Source organism: Streptomonospora nanhaiensis (assembly GCF_013410565.1).
Lineage (GTDB): Bacteria > Actinomycetota > Actinomycetes > Streptosporangiales > Streptosporangiaceae > Streptomonospora > Streptomonospora nanhaiensis.
The window spans coordinates 2,802,223-2,819,415 of sequence record NZ_JACCFO010000001.1; the positions used below are offsets into that span (position 1 = coordinate 2,802,223).

Sequence of the window (17,193 nt, forward strand, 5' to 3'; positions counted from 1 at the left end):
GCGTAGACGGCCGCGTCGTCCAGGGCCATCGTCGGCCGTAGCCTGCGAAGGCGGGCCGGTGGCGACCGCCCGGGCCGGACACCGTCCGTGCACGCGCGCGCCCTTGGGCGCCGCCGCGCGAAGCGGTGAGACCACGATCCCCAACGCGTCCCAGCGGGAGCTGGGGACACTCAATCCAGTCTACTGCCTTGCCCGACGACTCCGGACACACCGGGAGGCGGCCCCGAGGGGCCGCGTCCCGGGCGCGCCGGGCGGTCAGCTCTCGAACAGGCTGGTGACCGAGCCGTCGCTGAAGACCTCGCTGATGGCGCGCGCGATCAGCGGCGCGATGGACAGCTGGGTCAGCTTGTCGAACTGCCGGTCCTTGGGGACCGGGAGCGAGTTGGTGATGACCACCTCGGAGATGCGGGAGTTCTGCAGCCGCTCGGCGGCCGGGCCCGAGAGCACGCCGTGGGTGGCGGCCGCGATGACCTCGCGGGCGCCCTGCTCGAACAGGGCGTCGGCGGCCTTCACGATCGTGCCGGCGGTGTCGATCATGTCGTCGACCAGCACGCAGGTGCGCCCGCGCACCTGGCCGACGACCTCGTGCACCTTGACCTCGTTGGCGACGTCGGGGTCGCGCCGCTTGTGGATGATGGCCAGCGGCGTGCCCATGCGGTCGGCCCAGCGGTCGGCGGTGCGGACCCGGCCGCTGTCGGGCGAGACGATGGTGGCCTCGGCGATGTCGACGCGGGACTGGACGTAGTCGGCCAGCAGCGGCAGCGCGAAGAGGTGGTCGACGGGGCCGTCGAAGAAGCCCTGGATCTGGTCGGTGTGCAGGTCGACCGACATCAGCCGGTTGGCGCCCGCGGTGCGGAAGAGGTCGGTCATCAGGCGGGCCGAGATCGGCTCGCGCCCGCGGTGCTTCTTGTCCTGGCGGGCGTAGCCCAGGAACGGGGTCACCACGGTGATGCGCTTGGCCGAAGCGCGCTTGAGCGCGTCGACCATGATCAGCTGCTCCATGATCGACTCGTTGATGGGGTCGGAGTGGCACTGCAGCACGAAGGCGTCGCAGCCGCGCACTGACTCCAGGTACCGCACGAAGATCTCGCCGTTGGCGAAGTCCTGGAACTTCGTCGGCGCGACCTCGATGCCGAGCTGGTCGGCCACCTGCTCCGCCAACTCCGGGTGGGTACGCCCGGAGAACAGCATCAACTTCTTCTGACCCGCGGCCTTCATGCCGGTCACTTTACTTAAGCCCCCCACAACACAGACGCGATTGTCATGAATCTTCGCCGCGGCGCTCGGCGGTGTTCTCCGCCCGTTCGGCGGCCTCGGCCGCCGGGGTCCCCGGGCGCTTGCGCCGCACCCAGCCCTCGATGTTGCGCTGGCTCCCGGCGGAGACCGCGAGCGCGCCGGGCGGGACGTCTTCGCGCACCACGGTCCCCGCGCCGGTGTAGGCGCCGTCGCCGATGTGGACGGGCGCGACGAAGGTGTTGTCGCTGCCGGTGCGGGCGTGGTCGCCCACGGTGGTGCGGTGCTTGTCGACCCCGTCGTAGTTGACGAACACCGACGAGGCGCCGATGTTGGCGCCCACGCCGATGGTGGCGTCGCCGACGTAGGTCAGGTGCGGGACCTTGGAGCCCTCGCCGATCTGGGAGTTCTTCACCTCGACGAAGGTGCCGATCTTGGCGCGGGGGCCGATCGAGGCGCCCGGCCGCAGGTAGGCGTAGGGGCCGACGTTGGCGCCGGCGGCGATCTCGGCGCTGTCGGCGACCACGTGGCGCACCTTGGCGTCGTCGCCCACGCGGGTGTCGGTGAGCTGGGTGCAGGGGCCCACGAGCGCGCCCTCGCCGATGACGGTGCGCCCGCGCAGCTGGGTCTGGGGCTCCACGACGGTGTCGCGGCCGATGCTGACCTCGGCGTCGACCCACGTGGTGGCGGGGTCGACGACGGTGACCCCGGCGCGCATGTGCTCGGTGAGCAGGCGGTCGTTGAGCAGGCGGCGCGCCTCGGCGAGCTGCACGCGGTCGTTGACGCCCTGGATCTCGGTCCACTCGCGGGCGAGCGCGGCGCCGACCCGGTGGCCGTCGCCGCGCAGGATCGCCACGGCGTCGGTGATGTACTCCTCGCCCTTGGCGTTGTCGGTGGACAGCCGCTGGACGACGGAGGTCAGCAGCGCGCCGTCGAAGGCGTACATGCCGGAGTTGATCTCGTCCAGCGCGCGCTGCTCGGGGGTGGCGTCGGCGTGCTCGACGATGGCGGTGAACGCGCCGGAGGGGTCGCGCACCACGCGGCCGTAGCCGGCGGGGTCGGGCACCCGCGCCGAGAGCACGGTGACGGCATTGCCGGCGGACTCGTGGGCCTCGACCAGGTCGGCCAGGGTGCGGCCGCGCAGCAGCGGGGTGTCGCCGTAGGCCAGCACGACGGTGCCGCTGAGGGCCACGCCCTCGGCGGCGAGCGCCTCGACGGCCATGCGCACGGCGTGGCCGGTGCCGTTCTGCTCGTCCTGGACGGCGGTGCCCACCGCGGGCGCGGTGTCCTTGAGGTGCTGGACGACCTGCTCGCGCGCGTGGCCCACGACCACCACGGTGCGTTCGGGGTCGAGTTCGCCGGCGGCGGCCAGCACGTGGCCGAGCATGCTGCGGCCGCAGATCTCGTGCAGCACCTTGGGCAGCCGGGACTTCATTCGGGTGCCCTCACCCGCCGCTAGGACGATGACGGCAGCCGGACGGCTCACGCTCACTGGCGGAGGCTCCTTGGGTCGCTGGCGGATGCGATGTCGGGATTTCCGTCCCCCGCGCGGGGCGCGGCCGGGGCGGGACGCGGCGTTCGGCGGGGTTTCCCCGCGGGGTCGACGCGACGTGTCTGCGTGGCTGACGGCGCCTGGCGGGCACGCGAACACCGGCCGCCGGTCGCCGACATGGGAAGGATACATGCGCCCTTGCCCGGGTTGCGGCTGCGGCCGACCTGGGGCCTGACCCGGGGCGCAACACCGCCGAAACACGCGTACCGGGCGCGGCGGCGGCCCGGCGGGCGGGGCGTGGGACGCCCTCCGGGCGCTGCCCCAAGGGCATCCGGAGAGCACCGGCAAGGCGCGGAGGAGGCGCCGGGAGAGCGCCGGGCCGGCGGGGAGGGGCGTTTCACCGCACGGGGCGGGGGCAGCGGCCCGGAAAAAGGGCCGGATGTGAGATTCGCGATGGCCGGACCGCCGCGGCGGCCGGCGCGGCGCGCGCGCCCGGCGGGGAGGGCTCCCGGGGAAGGATTCGAACCCTCACCTCAAGGCACCAAAAGCCTGCGTCCTGCCATTAGACCACCCGGGAAGACGGTGCGTCCGCCGTGGTGGGCGGCGCGATCCGACTGCCAACGATAGCGGCTCGCCGGGATATCGGCACCTTCGTTCCGCGGCGCCCGGGACCGCCCGGAAACGGGGAAACGGGGAAACACCGCAACCCCGGACCCGGGGGCACCGCACCGCCCCCCGGCGGGGCCGCTCCCGAAGTTCATCGCCAACCCTTTACAAACCTACGGCAGCGTAGGTTACGGTTACGTAGGTATAGGTTACGACGACCGCCGACGAGCGGGGCACCGCGCCCCGCGCCGCCTCGGCGGCCGCCACAAGCAAGGTGGACATATGACCGCAGCACCCGAACTGACAGTCGACCAGACCGGCAAGCGGGCCCCCGAGCCCGAACTCGACCCCGAGGGCCGCGGCAAGGCCGAGCGCTACACCGTCTTCGCGTTCGTGTTCATCCCGCTGCTGGCCCTGGCCGCCGCCGTGCCGTTCGCGTGGGGCTGGGGCCTCACCGTGACCGACATCGTCATCGGCGCGGTCTTCTACCTCGTCAGCGGCCTGGGGATCACGGTCGGCTTCCACCGGCACTTCACCCACGGCTCGTTCAAGGCCAACCGCCCGCTGCGCATCGCGCTGGCCGTGGCCGGCAGCCTCGCCATCGAGGGCTCGGTGATCAAGTGGGTGGCCGACCACCGCCGCCACCACAAGTACGCCGACCACGAGGGCGACCCGCACTCCCCGTGGCGCTTCGGCGACGACTGGCGCTCGGTGGCCAAGGGCCTCTACTACGCGCACATGGCCTGGCTGTACCTGGACGAGGAGAAGACCTCGCCCAAGCGCTTCGCCCCCGACCTGCTCAAGGACCCCGACGTCCGCAGGGTCGACCGGTTCTTCGGCCTGATCGTGCTCTTCTCGCTGCTGGCCCCGGCCGTCATCGGCGGCCTGGTGACCATGTCCTGGTGGGGCGCCCTGACCGCCTTCTTCTGGGGCAGCCTGGTGCGCGTGGCGCTGCTGCACCACGTCACCTGGTCCATCAACTCCATCTGCCACACCATCGGCGAGGAGAACTTCGAGGTCCGCGACCGCTCGCGCAACGTGTGGTGGCTGGCCATCCCCTCCTTCGGGGAGTCCTGGCACAATCTGCACCACGCCGACCCCACCTGCGCCCGCCACGGCGTGCTCAAGGGGCAGGTCGATATTTCCGCGCGCGTCATCTGGATGTTTGAGAAGCTTGGCTGGGCGAGCAAGGTCCGCTGGCCCAACGCCGAGCGCCTCGCTGCCAAGCGCGTCAACGCCGTGAACTGATCCGTGACTAAGGTGAGTGGCAGCCATCATGGAAGCCGTGAGCGAGCAGCAGCCCCGGTCGCGCCGCAAGCGCATGACCGGCAAGGAACGCCGGGAACAGCTCCTGCGGATCGGGCGTGAGCTCTTCGCGGAGCGCGGCTTCGATGGCACGTCCGTCGAGGAGATCGCGGCCCGGGCCGGCGTGTCCAAGCCCGTGGTCTACGAGCACTTCGGCGGCAAGGAGGGCGTCTACGCGGTCGTCGTCGACCGCGAGATGCAGACCCTGCTCTCCATGGTCGGCGAGTCGCTGACCGCCGACACCCCGCGCGGACAGATCGAGAACGCCGCCATGGCGCTGCTGCGCTACGTCGAGGAGTGCAGCCAGGGCTTCCGCATCCTGGCCCGCGACTCCCACGCGGCGTCGGGCACGGGCAGCTTCGCCAGCCTCATCAGCGACATCGCCACCCAGGTCGAGCACATCCTGGCCGAGGAGTTCAAGGCCCGGGGCTACGACCCCAAGATGGCGCCGATGTACGCGCAGTCGCTGGTGGGCATGGTGGCGCTGACCGGCCAGTGGTGGCTGGAGGTCCGCAAGCCCAAGCGCGAGGTCGTGGCCGCCCACCTGGTCAACCTCGCCTGGAACGGCCTGTCCAACCTGGAGGCCCGGCCGGTCCTGGAGACCCTGCGCCGCGGCCGCGCGGCCGACTAGCACCCGGGGAGACGCGCTTGGCGGCCCGTTCGCGGGCGGGCCGCCGGAGCGGTCCCCCGCGCCCCGCGGCCGTGTTCCGGCGGACCGGACGCGACCGCCCGGGGCGGACCGCGCACGACCGCCGGGGCGGACCGCGACTATCTTGATATCAAGAGATAGGCTGTCGGCTATGCGCGATGAGGTCGACGGCCTGGTCGAGGCGTGGCGCGCCGAGCGCCCCGACCTCGACATCGAACCCCTGCAGGTGCTCAGCCGGGTGTCCCGGCTGGCCCGGCACCTGGACCGCGCCCGGCGCACCGTCTTCACCGCGCACGACCTGGAGCCGTGGGAGTTCGACGTGCTGGCCGAACTCCGCCGCTCGGGCCCGCCCTACGAACTGAGTCCGGGCCGCCTGCTGCGCGCCACGCTCGTCACCTCGGGGACCATGACCAACCGCATCGACCGCCTGGCGGCGGCCGGGCTGGTGCGCCGCGGCCCCGACCCCGCCGACCGGCGCGGGGTGCTGGTGCGGCTCACCGACGAGGGCCGTGAGCGGGTCGACGCCGCACTGGCCGACCTGCTCAGCTACGAGGAGTCGCTGCTGTCGGGGGTCAGCCGCGAGGACCGCGCCCGGCTGGCCGCGCTGCTGCGCGCGGTGCTCTCGCCGCTGGACGAATGATCGCCCCATCGGCCACCCTGGTCTGCGCGGCGTCCCCCGCCCCGCCGCCGGCGCGCCACCGGGCGCGCCGCGCTGGAGGAGGACGCCCACGATGGGGAGGGTCGACGTGAACAACCGCCTGCGCGCCGCCGCGGCGGCCGCGGCCGCCGCCGCCCTGGCGGCGGGCCTGGCCGCCTGCTCGCCCGAGGAGCCGGACGGCCACGACCGCTCCGGCAAGCACTACTACGTCTCGCTGGGCGACTCCCTGGCCGTGGGGGTGCAGCCCACCGCCGACGGCGGGCTGGAGGAGACCCGCGACGGCTACACCGACGTCCTGTACCGCCGGCTGTACGACCGCGACTCCACCCTGGAGCACCGCCGGATGGGCTGCGGCGGCGAGGACACCACCACCTTCGTCGAGGGCGGCACTGACCTGTGCGAGGGGCGCTACGCCGAGGAGTCGCAACTGGCCGCCGCCGAGCGGTTCCTCGGCCGGCACCGCGACCGGGTCGACCTGGTGACCGTGGGGATCGGCGCCAACAACTTCACCGGGTGCGTGCTGGACGCGGTCGAGGGCGCCGAAGGTACCGAGGGCGCGGGCGCCGAGCCGTCGGCGGGCTCGGGGGTGGTCACCGGCCTGGACGGGATCGACCGCGACTGCGTGGCCGACGGCCTGGAGCGGCTGGAGGCCGAACTTCCGGTCATCGCCCGGCGCCTGCGCGGCGCGGCGGGCCCGGACACCCGGATCGTCGGCATGACCTATTACAACCCCTTCCTGGCGGCCCTGCTGCTGGAGGACGCGGGCGCGGCGGGGGCCGGGCCGGGCACGGGCGGCGCGGACGGGGCTGCGGGCGCCGAGCCGCGGCGAAGTGAGGCGGTCGACTACGCCACCGGCGTCTTCGAGGACATGAACCGGGTCATCACCGACGCCTACACCGCCGAGGACATCGCCGTGGCCGACGTCGCCGGCGCCTTCGCGTCCGGCGACACCTCGGTGCCCGCCGGCAGCGAGACCGGCATGCCCGCCAACGTGGAGCGGGTCTGCGACCACACCTGGATGTGCAACCTGGCGGTGGGCCCCGACATCCACACCAACCCCGCGGGCGCCGCCCTGATCGCCGACGCCTTCGAGGCCGAGCTCGGCCGCCCCTAGGGTCCCGCCGGCGCCGGCCGGCCGAGGGCTCCCCGGCCGGCCGGCGCGGTGGTCAGCCGTTGAGCTTCTCGGCCTCGGCGAGCCAGATCTCCTCCAGTTCGGCCTTCTCGGCCGCAAGTGTCTTCAGCTCGCTGTCGAGTTCGGCCAGGCGGACGTAGTCCTCGGCGGCCCGGGCCATCTGCTCGTGGAGTTCGGCCTCGCGCGCGGCGATGCGGTCCAGGCGGCGTTCGACGCGCTGGACCTCTTTCTGCACCGCGCGGCGCTCGGCCGCCGACAGGGCGGGCGCGGCGGCGGCCGGCGCGGCCTCGGACTCCTCGGAACGGCGCGACGGCACCGCCGAGGCGCCCGCCTCGGCCTCGGCGCGGCGGCTCAGGTACTCGTCCACCCCGCCGGGCAGGAACAGCAGGCGGCCGTCGCCCATCAGCGCCAGCACGCGGTCGGTGATGCGCTCCAGGAAGTACCGGTCGTGGCTGACCAGCACCAGCGACCCCGGCCAGCCGTCGAGCAGGTCCTCCAGCTCGGTCAGCGTCTCGATGTCGAGGTCGTTGGTGGGCTCGTCCAGCAGCAGCACGTTGGGCTCGTTCATCAGCAGCCGCAGCAGCTGGAGCCGCCGCCGCTCACCGCCCGACAGCTCCCCCACCGGGGTCCACTGGCGCTCGCCGCGGAACCCGAACCGCTCCAGCATCTGGCTGGCCGTGAACTCCCGGTCGCCGATGGTGACGTGCCGGCGGACCTCCTCGACCGCCTGCAGCGGGCGGCTGTCGGGCGCCAGCTCGGCCAGGTTCTGCGACAGGTGCGCGAGGTTGACGGTCTTGCCGTGGCGCACCCGGCCGGCGTCGGGCTCGCGCTCGCCGGCCAGCGCGCGCAGCAGGGTGGTCTTGCCCGAGCCGTTCACGCCCACCAGGCCGATGCGGTCGCCGGGGCCCAGCTGCCAGGTGAGCCGGTCGATCAGCGTGGTCGGGCCGGCCGTGAGGGTGAGGTCGGTGGCGTCGATCACCGTCTTGCCCAGGCGCGAACTGGCGAAGCGCACCAGCTCCACGGTGTCGCGCACCGGCGGGACGTCGGCGATCAGGCTGTTGGCCGCGTCGATGCGGAACTTCGGCTTGGAGGTGCGGGCGGGCGGGCCGCGCCGCAGCCAGGCGAGTTCCTTGCGCATGAGGTTCTGCCGCCGCTCCTCGGCCGCCGCGGCGAGCCGGGCGCGCTCGGCCTTGGCCAGGACGTAGGCGGCGTACCCGCCCTCGTAGCGCTCGACCCGGCCGTCGACCACCTCCCAGGTGCGGTTGGTGACCGCGTCGAGGAACCACCGGTCGTGGGTGACCACGGCCAGCGCCTCGCGGCGCCGGCGCAGGTGCTCGGCCAGCCAGGCGATGGCCTCGATGTCGAGGTGGTTGGTGGGCTCGTCCAGGACGATGAGGTCGTGGCTGTCGATCAGCAGCCGGGCCAGGGCGGCGCGGCGCCGCTCGCCGCCGGAGAGGGTGGACATCGGGGCGTCGAGGTCCCAGCCGCTGAGCAGGCCGCGCAGCACGTCGCGCACGCGGGCGTCGCCGGCCCACTCGTGCTCGGCGCGCTCGCCCAGCACGAAGGCGGCCACGCTGGCGTCGGGGAAGGCGTCGCGCTGGGCCAGGAACCCGATGCGCAGGCCCCGGTTGTGCACGACCCGGCCGGAGTCGGGCGCGGTGCGTCCGGCCAGCACCGCCATCAGCGTGGACTTGCCGCCGCCGTTGCGCCCGACGACACCGATCCGGTCGCCCTCATCGATCCCCAGGGACACGGAGTCGAGCAGCACCAGCGGGCCGTAGGCCAGGGACACGTCTTGCAGATTGACGAGGTTCATCGTGTGTTCCATTGTGCTGGCCCGCGGGCACCGCGGCGAACGCGGCCGCGCCCGGCGGGTCCGGCCGCGCCGCAGCCCGCCCCGGGGCCGGCGGCACGCTCACACGAGGAAGAAGTCGCGGGCGGCCTTGGCGATCCCCTCGGTGTCCAGGCCGTGGGCGCGGTCGTGGTCGGCGGGGGTGCCGTAGCCGCGCACCTCGGTGTCGCGCCGCACGCCCAGCGAGCGCTGGCGGTGGCGGCGGTCGCCCAGCGCTTCGGCGACCTCGTGGGCGGAGGTCCCGGCCAGGTAGGGCTCGACCACGAGGACGTCGGCGTGGCCCGCCTGGGCCACCAGCCGGTTCAGTCCCTCGCGGTCGAAGGGCCGCACGGTGGCGGTGTAGGCCACGGTGACGTCGAGGTCCTCGGTGGCCGCCAGCACCCGGTCGAGCATGGGGCCGACCGCCACCACCACCCCGGCCGACCGCCGCGAGCCCGCGCGGACGGTGACCAGGCCCGCGCCCACGGGCCGGGCGGCGGCGTTGCCGCGCTCGGTCAGGCGCACGTAGACGTTGCCCTCGCCGGCCAGGGCGTCGCGCAGCAGCCGCTCGACCTCGGTGGCGTGGCCGGGCACGTGCACGGTCCAGTCGGGCAGGGTGTCCAGCAGCGCGACGTCGCCGGGGGCCATGTGGGTGCGCCCGTAGTGGGCGCCGTCGTAGGAGGCGCCGATGCTCACCAGCACGGCGCCGACGCCCTGGTGGCCCAGGTCCAGCTTGACCTGCTCGAAGGGCCGCTCGATGAGGAAGGGCGCGAAGGTGTGGGCGACGGGGCGCATGCCGGCCAGGGCCAGCCCGCCGGCGGCGCCGATCAGCAGCTGCTCGCGGATTCCGAGGTTGATAACCCGGTCGGGGTGGCGCTGGGCCGCGCGGGCGAAGCGGTCGGCCGAGATGTCGGCGAGCACGACCGCCAGCCGGGGGTCGGTGTCCAGCGCGGCGCTGACGGTCTCGGCGAAGGTGTCGCGCATGGGCTGGGCGGTGACGTGCTGGGGCTCGGGTGCGGCGATGGTCATGGTCGTCATCCCTTCGGTCGCACGCGGGCGACCACGGCGAGTGGCCGGCGGCCGTGCGGTGCGGTGAGCGCGTCGTAAAGGGCGTCCTGGTCGCGGCCGGAGACGGTGCGGGCGGTCCACCCCTCACGGGCGAAGCGCTCGCCGATCCCGCCGGGCCAGCCGTGGGTGGCCGACCCGTTGTCGACCACGACGGCGGTGAGGCGGTCCAGGCCCAGCCGCCCGGCGGCGGCGATGGCCTCGTGGTTGCTGCCCTCGTCGAGTTCGCCGTCGCCCAGGAGCACGACGACGCGCGGGCGGTGGCGGCCCTGGGCGCGCAGGCCCAGCGCGGTGCCCACGCCCAGGCCCAGGCCGTGGCCCAGGGAGCCGCTGCTGATCTCGGCGCCGGGCACCAGGGTGCGGTCGGGGTGGTGGCCCAGGGGCGAGTCGAAGGCGGCCCAGCGGCGCAGGGCCGCGACGTCGAGGAAGCCCTTGGCGGCGAGGACCGCGTAGTAGGTCATGGGGCCGTGTCCCTTGGACAGCAGGAAGCGGTCGCGGTCGGGGTCGTCGGCGGTCTCGGGCGAGACGTTGAGGACCCGGTCGTAGAGCACCCACAGGACCTCGCGGGTGGACTCGGCGGCGATCCGGTGCTTCTCGTCGCCGGTCATCAGACCGATGAGGGCCGGCAGGTCGGCGTATCTGGTCAGAGCCGGTGCGGTGGACATGGCGCCAGTCTCAAACCTCGACTTAAATGGAAGTCAAGCCCCGCACCCGCGACCACGACCGGATGTGACATGTCTCACCTGCCCGTACGCCTCACGATCGGACAGCTCGCCGAGCGCAGCGGGGTGCCGCCCACCACACTGCGCTTCTACGAGGAGCGCGGCCTGATCACCGCCGAGCGCACCCCGGGCAACCAGCGCCGCTACCACCGCAACACGCTGCGCCGGCTCGCGTTCGTCTCGGCGGCCCAGCGGGTGGGGCTCACCCTGAACCAGATCCACGAGGCGCTGGCCACCCTGCCCGACAACCGCACGCCCACGGTCGAGGACTGGGCGCGGCTGTCGGAGCAGTGGCAGGCCGAGCTGGACACCCGCATCGACGCCCTCCAGCGGCTGCGCGACCGGCTGGCCTCGTGCATCGGCTGCGGCTGCCTGTCGCTGAAGTCGTGCAACCTGCAGAACGCCGACGACGAACTGGCCGCCGCCGGGCCGGGCGCGCCGCTGCTCAAGCCCGCGCGCGAGGGCGGGATCTAAGGGCGGGCCGCACCCGCCCGCGGGCCCGCGGCGGCTACAGCAGGGTCGCGCCGGGGACGTCGCCGTGGGCGGTCACCGCGCGCTCGCAGCGGCCCGACTCCTCCAGGGCCCCGGCAACGGCCGCCGCGTGGTCGGCGGAGGCCGCCAGGAACGCGCACGTGGGGCCCGAGCCCGACACGAACGCGCCCAGTGCGCCCGCCGCGCGCCCGCACTCCAGCACCGCGCCCAGTTCGGGGCGCAGCTCCAGCGCGGCGGGCTGCAGGTCGTTACTCAGCGCCGCGCCCAGCCGGCGGGCGTCGCCCGCCGCCAGCGCGGCCATCAGCTCGGGGTCGCCCGCCGGGGCCGGCGCCTCGGGCCGCAGCCGGTCGTAGGCGGCGAACACCTCGGGCGTGGACAGCCCGCCCTCGGCCAGCGCGAACACCCAGTGGTAGCGCCCCGGGCTCTCCACGGGGGTCAGCACCTCGCCGCGCCCGGTGCCCACGGCCGTGCCGCCCAGCAGCGGGAACGCGACGTCGCTGCCCAGCCGGGCGGCGAGCGCCAGCAGGTCCTCGCGCGTGAGCCCGGCGTCCCACCAGGCGTTGCACGCCACCAGCGCGGCGGCGGCGTCGGCACTGCCCCCGGCCATGCCCCCGGCGACCGGGATCGCCTTGCGCAGCAGCAGCCGTACCGGCGCCACCGCGCCCGGCCCGCCGCAGGCTTCGGCCACCAGCTCGGCGGCGCGCGCCGCGAGGTTGGTGCCGTCCACGGGCACCCGGGCCACGTGCCCGGCCAGACCGCCGCCGGTGGCGTCCTCGACACCGAGCCCGGCGCACGCGCCTTCTGCGCGCGAGTCCGCGCCGGTAACGGTAACCTCGTCGAACAGCGCTACAGCGTGGAAGACATTGACCAGATCGTGGTATCCATCTTCGCGCGCCGGCCCCACCGCCAACTGAAGGTTCACCTTCGCGGGGACCCGCACGGTCACGGCGGTCTTAGTGGTCACGAGTCCTAGATCGTAAAGGAACCCCCACCCCCGTGAACCCGCATTCCCGACTCGGGACTCTTGTGCGGTCCACGCATCTTCCTGATGATGGTGGGAGTCACCGGCACGGTCCCACCCGCCCTCGGGCCCTCCCGGCTGTCCGGATCCGGGCGCCGTGGCCTGCACGGGTGGGTATCGGGACACAATCACCGCTACCTTGGGGGCCAGGCGGAGTTAGGACACCGTCGGGGAGGGTCGCTTGCCGTCGGATGGGCTCCCGAAGAACCTGGAACCGTTGGCTGCCGGAGATCCGGCGACCATCGGTCCTTATGTGCTGGCCGGACGGCTCGGCAGCGGCGGAATGGGTACGGTGTACCTGGGCCGCACCCCCGAGAAGGGCGCCCACGTCGCGATCAAGGTGATCCGGCCCGAGCTCGCCTTCGACGAGGCCACCCGGGCCCGCTTCCGCGACGAGATGGAGAACGCCCGCAGGGTCGCCTCCTTCTGCACGGCCAAGGTCCTCGACCACGGCACGTTCGAGAACCGCCCCTACATGGTCACCGAGTACATCGCGGGGACCGCCCTGGCCGAGCACATCGCCGAGCACGGGCCGCTGGACTCCAGCACCCTGCACGGATTCGCGCTGGGCGTGGCCGCCGCCCTGGCGGCCATCCACCGCACCGGCCTGGTGCACCGCGACCTCAAGCCCGCCAACGTGCTGCTGTCGCTGTCGGGCCCGCGGGTGATCGATTTCGGCATCGCGCGCGCGATGAACACCGCCACCAACCACACCCAGACCGGGATCGTCATGGGCAGCCCCGGCTGGATGGCGCCCGAGCAGCTCCTTGAGGAGAAGGTCACCACCGCGGCCGACATCTTCGCGTGGGGCTGCCTGGTGGCCTTCGCGGGCAACGGCGTGCACCCCTTCGGCAACGGCGACGCCATGACCCTGGGCAAGCGGGTGCTGTTCGCCGAGCCCTACATCGGCGACCTCGACAGCCCGCTGGACCGCCTGGTGGCCCAGGCGCTGGCCAAGGAGCCCGAGCGCCGGCCCAAGGCCCAGGACCTGCTGCTGGAGCTGGCCGGGGGCGAGGACCCCGGCGGCGGCGCCGACGCCAACGACATGGTCAGCCACGCGCTGAACGCCTCCTGGCACCCCAACCTCCCGCCCATGGGCGGCCCCATGCCGGGCCCGCCGCCCAATCCGCACCAGACCCACGGCGGCCTGCGCCGCCCCGGCCCGCCCGCTCCCCCGCCGCACTACGCCGGCCCGCCGCAGGCCGCGCCCATGCACGCCCAGCCGGCCCACCACAGCCAGCCGATGCAGCGCCCGGCGGGGCCGCCGCGCCAGGGCCAGGGCGGCCCGCCGCAGGCGCCTCCGGCGCCCCCGGCCGCCCAGGGGCAGCCCCAGGGCCACCAGACCGGGCAGTACCCCACCGTGGCGCCGAACCAGACCGGCCCCATCCCGCAGGTGCCGCCCCCGCCCGACCAGGGCGCCGGGGGGCCGCGTCCGCACGCCCAGCCTTACGTACCGCCCGCCTCGCTCCCGCCGCACCGGCCCATGCAGCCGGGGCGCCGCCGGCTGCGCTGGGTGGCCGTCACGGCGGTGGTGGCGGTCATCCTGGCGGTGCTGCTGTTCACCACGCTCACCCTGCTGGGCATGCAGAACCTCATCTGGCCCGGCTCGGCCGACGGCCCCGAGGCGGCCGAGGACACCGGCGCGCCCGAGGGCGGCGGCGAGGACACCGCCGAGCGCGGTGCGGGCGGCGAGCCCGAGGGGTCGGCCGGACCCAACAGCGCCAGCGACGGCCGCGTGGTGTTCAGCGTGGAGGAGTACTACTGCTCGCCGGTCGTCGAGGGGCGCGCCAAGGCCAGCGACGGCGCCTACTGCGTGTTCACCGTGACCGCGAGCAACACCGGCGCCGAGACGATCACCCTGGACCACGAGCAGCAGCGCCTGGAGCGCTCCCCGCAGAACTTCCAGTCCGCCGAGGAGCCGTCGGTGCGCGAGGAGCAGGCACCGCTGTGGGGGGCGATCGACGCCGGCACCCAGGCCGAGGGCCACCTGGTGTTCTTCATCCTGGACGAGCCGGTGGTCGAGACCGCCACGCTGCACCTGAGCAGCGGCGGGACCGACGAGGCCGCCCGCATCCCCGTGGCCGGGGTCAGCCGGACCTCCTGACCCTCCGCCCGCCGCGTCCCCGCGGGCGGCGCGTGGCCGGGTGCGGGGCGATGGCGGGGCGGGGCCCTCAGCCCGTGTCGGCGCCGGGTTGGGGCGCCGCCGCCCCGGCGCCCGCGCCGCCCGCGCCGCCCGATGTGGCCGCGCCGGCGGCGGCGATGCGGGTGAAGTCCGCGATGCCCAGCGCCTCGCCGCGCGCGCCCGGGTCGACCCCGGCCGCGCGCAGGACGCGCTCGGCGGCCGGCGCCGACCCCGCCCACCCGGCCAGTGCCGCGCGCAGGGTCTTGCGGCGCTGCGCGAACGCGGCGTCGATGACGGCGAACACCTCGCGCCGGTCCGCCTCGGCACCGGGCGCGGGCCGGCGGCGCAGCGCCACCAGGCCGGAGTCGACGTTGGGCGCGGGCCAGAACACGCTGCGGCCCACCGCGCCGGCCCGGCGGACCTCGGCGTACCAGGCGGCCTTGGCCGAGGGCGCGCCGTAGGTCCGGCTGCCCGGCGGGGCGGCGAGCCGGTCGGCGACCTCGGCCTGCACCATCACCAGCCCGCGCCGCAGGGAGGGCAGCAGCTCCAGCAGGTGCAGCAGGACGGGCACGGCGACGTTGTAGGGCAGGTTGGCGACCAGCGCGGTGGGCGCGGGGCCGGGGATCTCGGTGACCCGCATGGCGTCGGCGGTGACGACCCGCAGGCGGTCGGCGTGGCCGGGGGCGTGCTCGGCGACCGTCTCCGGCAGGGCCTCGGCCAGGCGCGGGTCGATCTCGACGGCGGTGACGGCGCGGGCGTGGGGCAGCAGCGCCAGCGTGAGCGACCCCAGGCCGGGCCCCACCTCCAGCACCACGTCGTGCTCGGTGACCTCGGAGGTGCGCACGATGCGGCGCACGGTGCCGCCGTCGATGACGAAGTTCTGCCCGAGGGTCTTGGTCGGCCGGACGCCGGTGCGCTCGGCCAGCCGCCGCACGTCGGCGGGGGTGAGCAGCCGAGCGTCGCCGGCGGAGTCGGAAGGGGTCACGGGGCCATTCTGCCAGCGCCGGGCGCCGGTGCCGCGCCGGCCGCGTCCGGGGCGGCGCTGCGGGCCCCTGTCCCACGACGCGTGTGGGCGCCGCCCCGGGCGGGGCGGCGCCCACACGTCGCGGGTGCCCGCAAAGGCGGTGTGCGCCCGGGTCAGTCGAAGAGGTGGACCCCGCACTCCGGCCACTGGCTCTGCCAGTTGCCGCCGACCATGTCGTAGAGCTTCTGGGCGCGCATGGTCTGCTCCTCGGGGCTGGCCTCGGCCGGGGACCCGGTGCCGCCGGCCGACTGCCAGGTGGCCATGGAGAACTGGTAGAGGCCGTAGTAGCCGCCCGCGGAGTTGACCGCCGTGGGGTCGCCGCCGGACTCGCACTCGGCCAGGGCCGCCCAGTTCAGGCTGCCGGCCTCGGCGGAGGCGTCGATCTCGGGCTCCTCCTTGGTGCCGATCTCGGTGATGCCGTTGACCGGCTCCTCGACGACCTCCTCCTTGATGACGTACTCGGTCTCCTCGCCCTCCTGCATGACCATGGCCGTGGTGATCTCGCGCACGCCGTCCTTGGGCTCCTGGACGACGTTCTCCTCACCGGCGGGGAGGTCGGGGTTCTCCCGCTCCTCCATCTCGGCCTCGATCGGCACCTCCTCGGTCTTGGGCTCGGTGAGCAGCTCCATGACGTCGATGACCATGCCGTCCTTCGGCTTGGTGTCGAGCTTGGGCTTGACGATGTCGTGCTCGCCCGGGGTGATGCCGTTGTCCTTGAGGACCTGCTCGACGGTGCCGGCGGTGGTGGCGGTCTCGACACGGACCTGGTCGCGCAGGATGACCACCTGGAGGGCCTCCTTGGCCTCGACCTCCAGGCCGCTTTCGGGGATCTCGGCGCCGCGCTCGACCGACAGCTCCAGCGGCTCGCCGCTCAGCCCCAGCTGGTCCATTGCCTCGCCCACGGTCAGCGCGGTCACCCAGTGGGGCTCGGACTCCCCGTCGACGGTCAGGGTGAACTCCCGGCCCGAGCGCACCAGCACGCTGTCGCCCTGGCCCAGTTCGGTGTCGAGGTCGGGTGCCACGGCGTCGTGTTCGCCGAGGGTCACCCCGGCGGAGTCGAGCACGTCCTGCACGGTGGCGCCGTAGGTGTGCACGGTGCGCTCGTCGCCGTCGACGTTGAGGGTGATGCGCTGGTCCATGGCGAACGCCGTGCCGCCGCCGATCAGCAGCAGCGCCGCCGCGGCGGCGCCGATCACGGCCGCGCGGGAGCGCAGCACGGCGGGCAGCCCGCCCCGGCCCTGCCGCCGCGCCTTGCGCCCGGCGCGGGGGGCGCCGGGGGCGGCCGCGGCGAACTGGGCGGTGGCGGCGGTCCCGGGGTGGCCGTTGTTGGGGGGCGGCGCTGCCGGGCCGGGGTGTCCCTGCGCGTGCTGCCGCCCGGCCGCTCCGGTGGGCTCGGTGGCGCCTCGGCGGGGCTGGCGGCCAGGCTTGCTCGGTGCCCTGCGGCTGCCGCGGTGGGATCCGCGGTTGGACGAACTACGCACGTTGGTCTCGGCCTTCGCGATCGCTCACGGATGAGGGGGGAACTCGAAAAAGGGGGGCGCGCCGGCGAGAGGGCGCACGGCTCGCGGTGGGTCGGGGGCAGATGCGCCGCATCCGACCGCTGCTGTGTTCCGGAAGCTATCACACCACCTCGGGCATCGGTTAGGTCTTGTCCGAATCCTCCGGGTAACGACGCCCTTACCGGGACCGGCCCCCGTCTTTGGGGGCCGCAACCCCGGTGGCGGCGGCAGACCCGGTCACCCGGTCGCGGCCGCGCGCCCGCGCCCCGGCGTCGGCGCTGGTTGTGGCCGCACCCCAAGGGCCCCGAGAATGGGAGCCGAAAACCGAACCGAACGACATTC

14 protein-coding genes and 1 tRNA gene are annotated in these 17,193 nt (G+C 74.3%); 6 read left to right on the forward strand and 9 right to left on the reverse strand.

Annotated features, from left to right (window positions below; all coding sequences use genetic code 11):
- Window positions 1-255 precede the first annotated feature (255 nt).
- The 3 genes from HNR12_RS11995 to HNR12_RS12005 form a co-directional block, all read right to left on the reverse strand.
- Window positions 256-1,227, reverse strand: a complete 972-nt coding sequence (locus HNR12_RS11995) for a ribose-phosphate diphosphokinase (RefSeq protein WP_179767566.1) — start codon at window positions 1,225-1,227, stop codon at window positions 256-258.
- 34 nt (window positions 1,228-1,261) lie between these two features.
- Window positions 1,262-2,725 (reverse strand): bifunctional UDP-N-acetylglucosamine diphosphorylase/glucosamine-1-phosphate N-acetyltransferase GlmU, encoded by a 1,464-nt coding sequence (gene glmU, locus HNR12_RS12000; protein ID WP_179767567.1) that lies wholly within the window; start codon window positions 2,723-2,725, stop codon window positions 1,262-1,264.
- 505 nt (window positions 2,726-3,230) lie between these two features.
- A tRNA-Gln gene (locus tag HNR12_RS12005) sits at window positions 3,231-3,302 on the reverse strand.
- 311 nt (window positions 3,303-3,613) lie between these two features.
- Between HNR12_RS12005 and HNR12_RS12010 the strand changes: the two genes are divergently transcribed.
- The 4 genes from HNR12_RS12010 to HNR12_RS12025 all read left to right on the forward strand — a co-directional run bounded on the left by HNR12_RS12010 (window position 3,614) and on the right by HNR12_RS12025 (window position 7,057).
- Window positions 3,614-4,579, forward strand: coding sequence for an acyl-CoA desaturase (locus HNR12_RS12010; protein WP_179767568.1), 966 nt, complete (start codon window positions 3,614-3,616; stop codon window positions 4,577-4,579).
- 28 nt (window positions 4,580-4,607) lie between these two features.
- The gene (locus tag HNR12_RS12015; protein WP_179767569.1) at window positions 4,608-5,267 is read left to right on the forward strand and encodes a TetR/AcrR family transcriptional regulator; all 660 of its coding nucleotides are present in this window, start codon (window positions 4,608-4,610) and stop codon (window positions 5,265-5,267) included.
- Window positions 5,268-5,436: 169 nt separating this feature from the next.
- Window positions 5,437-5,925, forward strand: a complete 489-nt coding sequence (locus HNR12_RS12020; RefSeq protein ID WP_179767570.1) for a MarR family winged helix-turn-helix transcriptional regulator — start codon at window positions 5,437-5,439, stop codon at window positions 5,923-5,925.
- Between the two features lie 91 nt (window positions 5,926-6,016).
- Window positions 6,017-7,057, forward strand: coding sequence for a GDSL-type esterase/lipase family protein (locus HNR12_RS12025; protein WP_179767571.1), 1,041 nt, complete (start codon window positions 6,017-6,019; stop codon window positions 7,055-7,057).
- A 52-nt stretch (window positions 7,058-7,109) separates the two neighbouring features.
- Here the strand turns inward: HNR12_RS12025 and HNR12_RS12030 are convergent, their stop codons facing one another.
- From HNR12_RS12030 to HNR12_RS12040, 3 genes are all read right to left on the reverse strand, one after another.
- Window positions 7,110-8,891 (reverse strand): ABC-F family ATP-binding cassette domain-containing protein, encoded by a 1,782-nt coding sequence (locus tag HNR12_RS12030; RefSeq protein WP_179767572.1) that lies wholly within the window; start codon window positions 8,889-8,891, stop codon window positions 7,110-7,112.
- Between the two features lie 99 nt (window positions 8,892-8,990).
- Window positions 8,991-9,890, reverse strand: coding sequence for a transketolase family protein (locus HNR12_RS12035; RefSeq protein ID WP_179770566.1), 900 nt, complete (start codon window positions 9,888-9,890; stop codon window positions 8,991-8,993).
- 50 nt (window positions 9,891-9,940) lie between these two features.
- Entirely contained in the window at window positions 9,941-10,636 is a 696-nt protein-coding gene (locus tag HNR12_RS12040) for a transketolase (RefSeq protein WP_179767573.1), read from the reverse strand.
- A gap of 69 nt (window positions 10,637-10,705) precedes the next feature.
- Between HNR12_RS12040 and soxR the strand changes: the two genes are divergently transcribed.
- Complete coding sequence (soxR, locus tag HNR12_RS12045) at window positions 10,706-11,167, forward strand: redox-sensitive transcriptional activator SoxR (RefSeq protein WP_179767574.1); 462 nt, start codon at window positions 10,706-10,708, stop codon at window positions 11,165-11,167.
- Window positions 11,168-11,201: 34 nt separating this feature from the next.
- On the opposite strand, the gene HNR12_RS12050 is transcribed toward soxR, so the two are convergent.
- The gene (locus tag HNR12_RS12050) at window positions 11,202-12,125 is read right to left on the reverse strand and encodes a 4-(cytidine 5'-diphospho)-2-C-methyl-D-erythritol kinase (RefSeq protein ID WP_372451051.1); all 924 of its coding nucleotides are present in this window, start codon (window positions 12,123-12,125) and stop codon (window positions 11,202-11,204) included.
- 262 nt (window positions 12,126-12,387) lie between these two features.
- On the opposite strand from HNR12_RS12050, the gene HNR12_RS12055 reads away from it, so the two are divergent.
- Window positions 12,388-14,310 carry a serine/threonine-protein kinase gene (locus tag HNR12_RS12055; RefSeq protein WP_179767576.1) on the forward strand — a complete coding sequence of 641 codons (1,923 nt, stop codon included), beginning with the start codon at window positions 12,388-12,390 and terminating at the stop codon, window positions 14,308-14,310.
- Between the two features lie 67 nt (window positions 14,311-14,377).
- Here HNR12_RS12055 and rsmA read toward each other — a convergent pair whose 3' ends face one another.
- Together rsmA and HNR12_RS12065 are read right to left on the reverse strand one after the other, a co-directional pair.
- A complete protein-coding gene (gene rsmA / locus HNR12_RS12060) occupies window positions 14,378-15,313 on the reverse strand; it encodes a 16S rRNA (adenine(1518)-N(6)/adenine(1519)-N(6))-dimethyltransferase RsmA (RefSeq protein WP_179767577.1) in 936 nt (311 codons plus the stop codon).
- A 152-nt stretch (window positions 15,314-15,465) separates the two neighbouring features.
- On the reverse strand, window positions 15,466-16,833 hold the full coding sequence (locus HNR12_RS12065) for a ubiquitin-like domain-containing protein (RefSeq protein WP_338119753.1): 1,368 nt from the start codon (window positions 16,831-16,833) through the stop codon (window positions 15,466-15,468).
- Window positions 16,834-17,193: the final 360 nt, after the last annotated feature.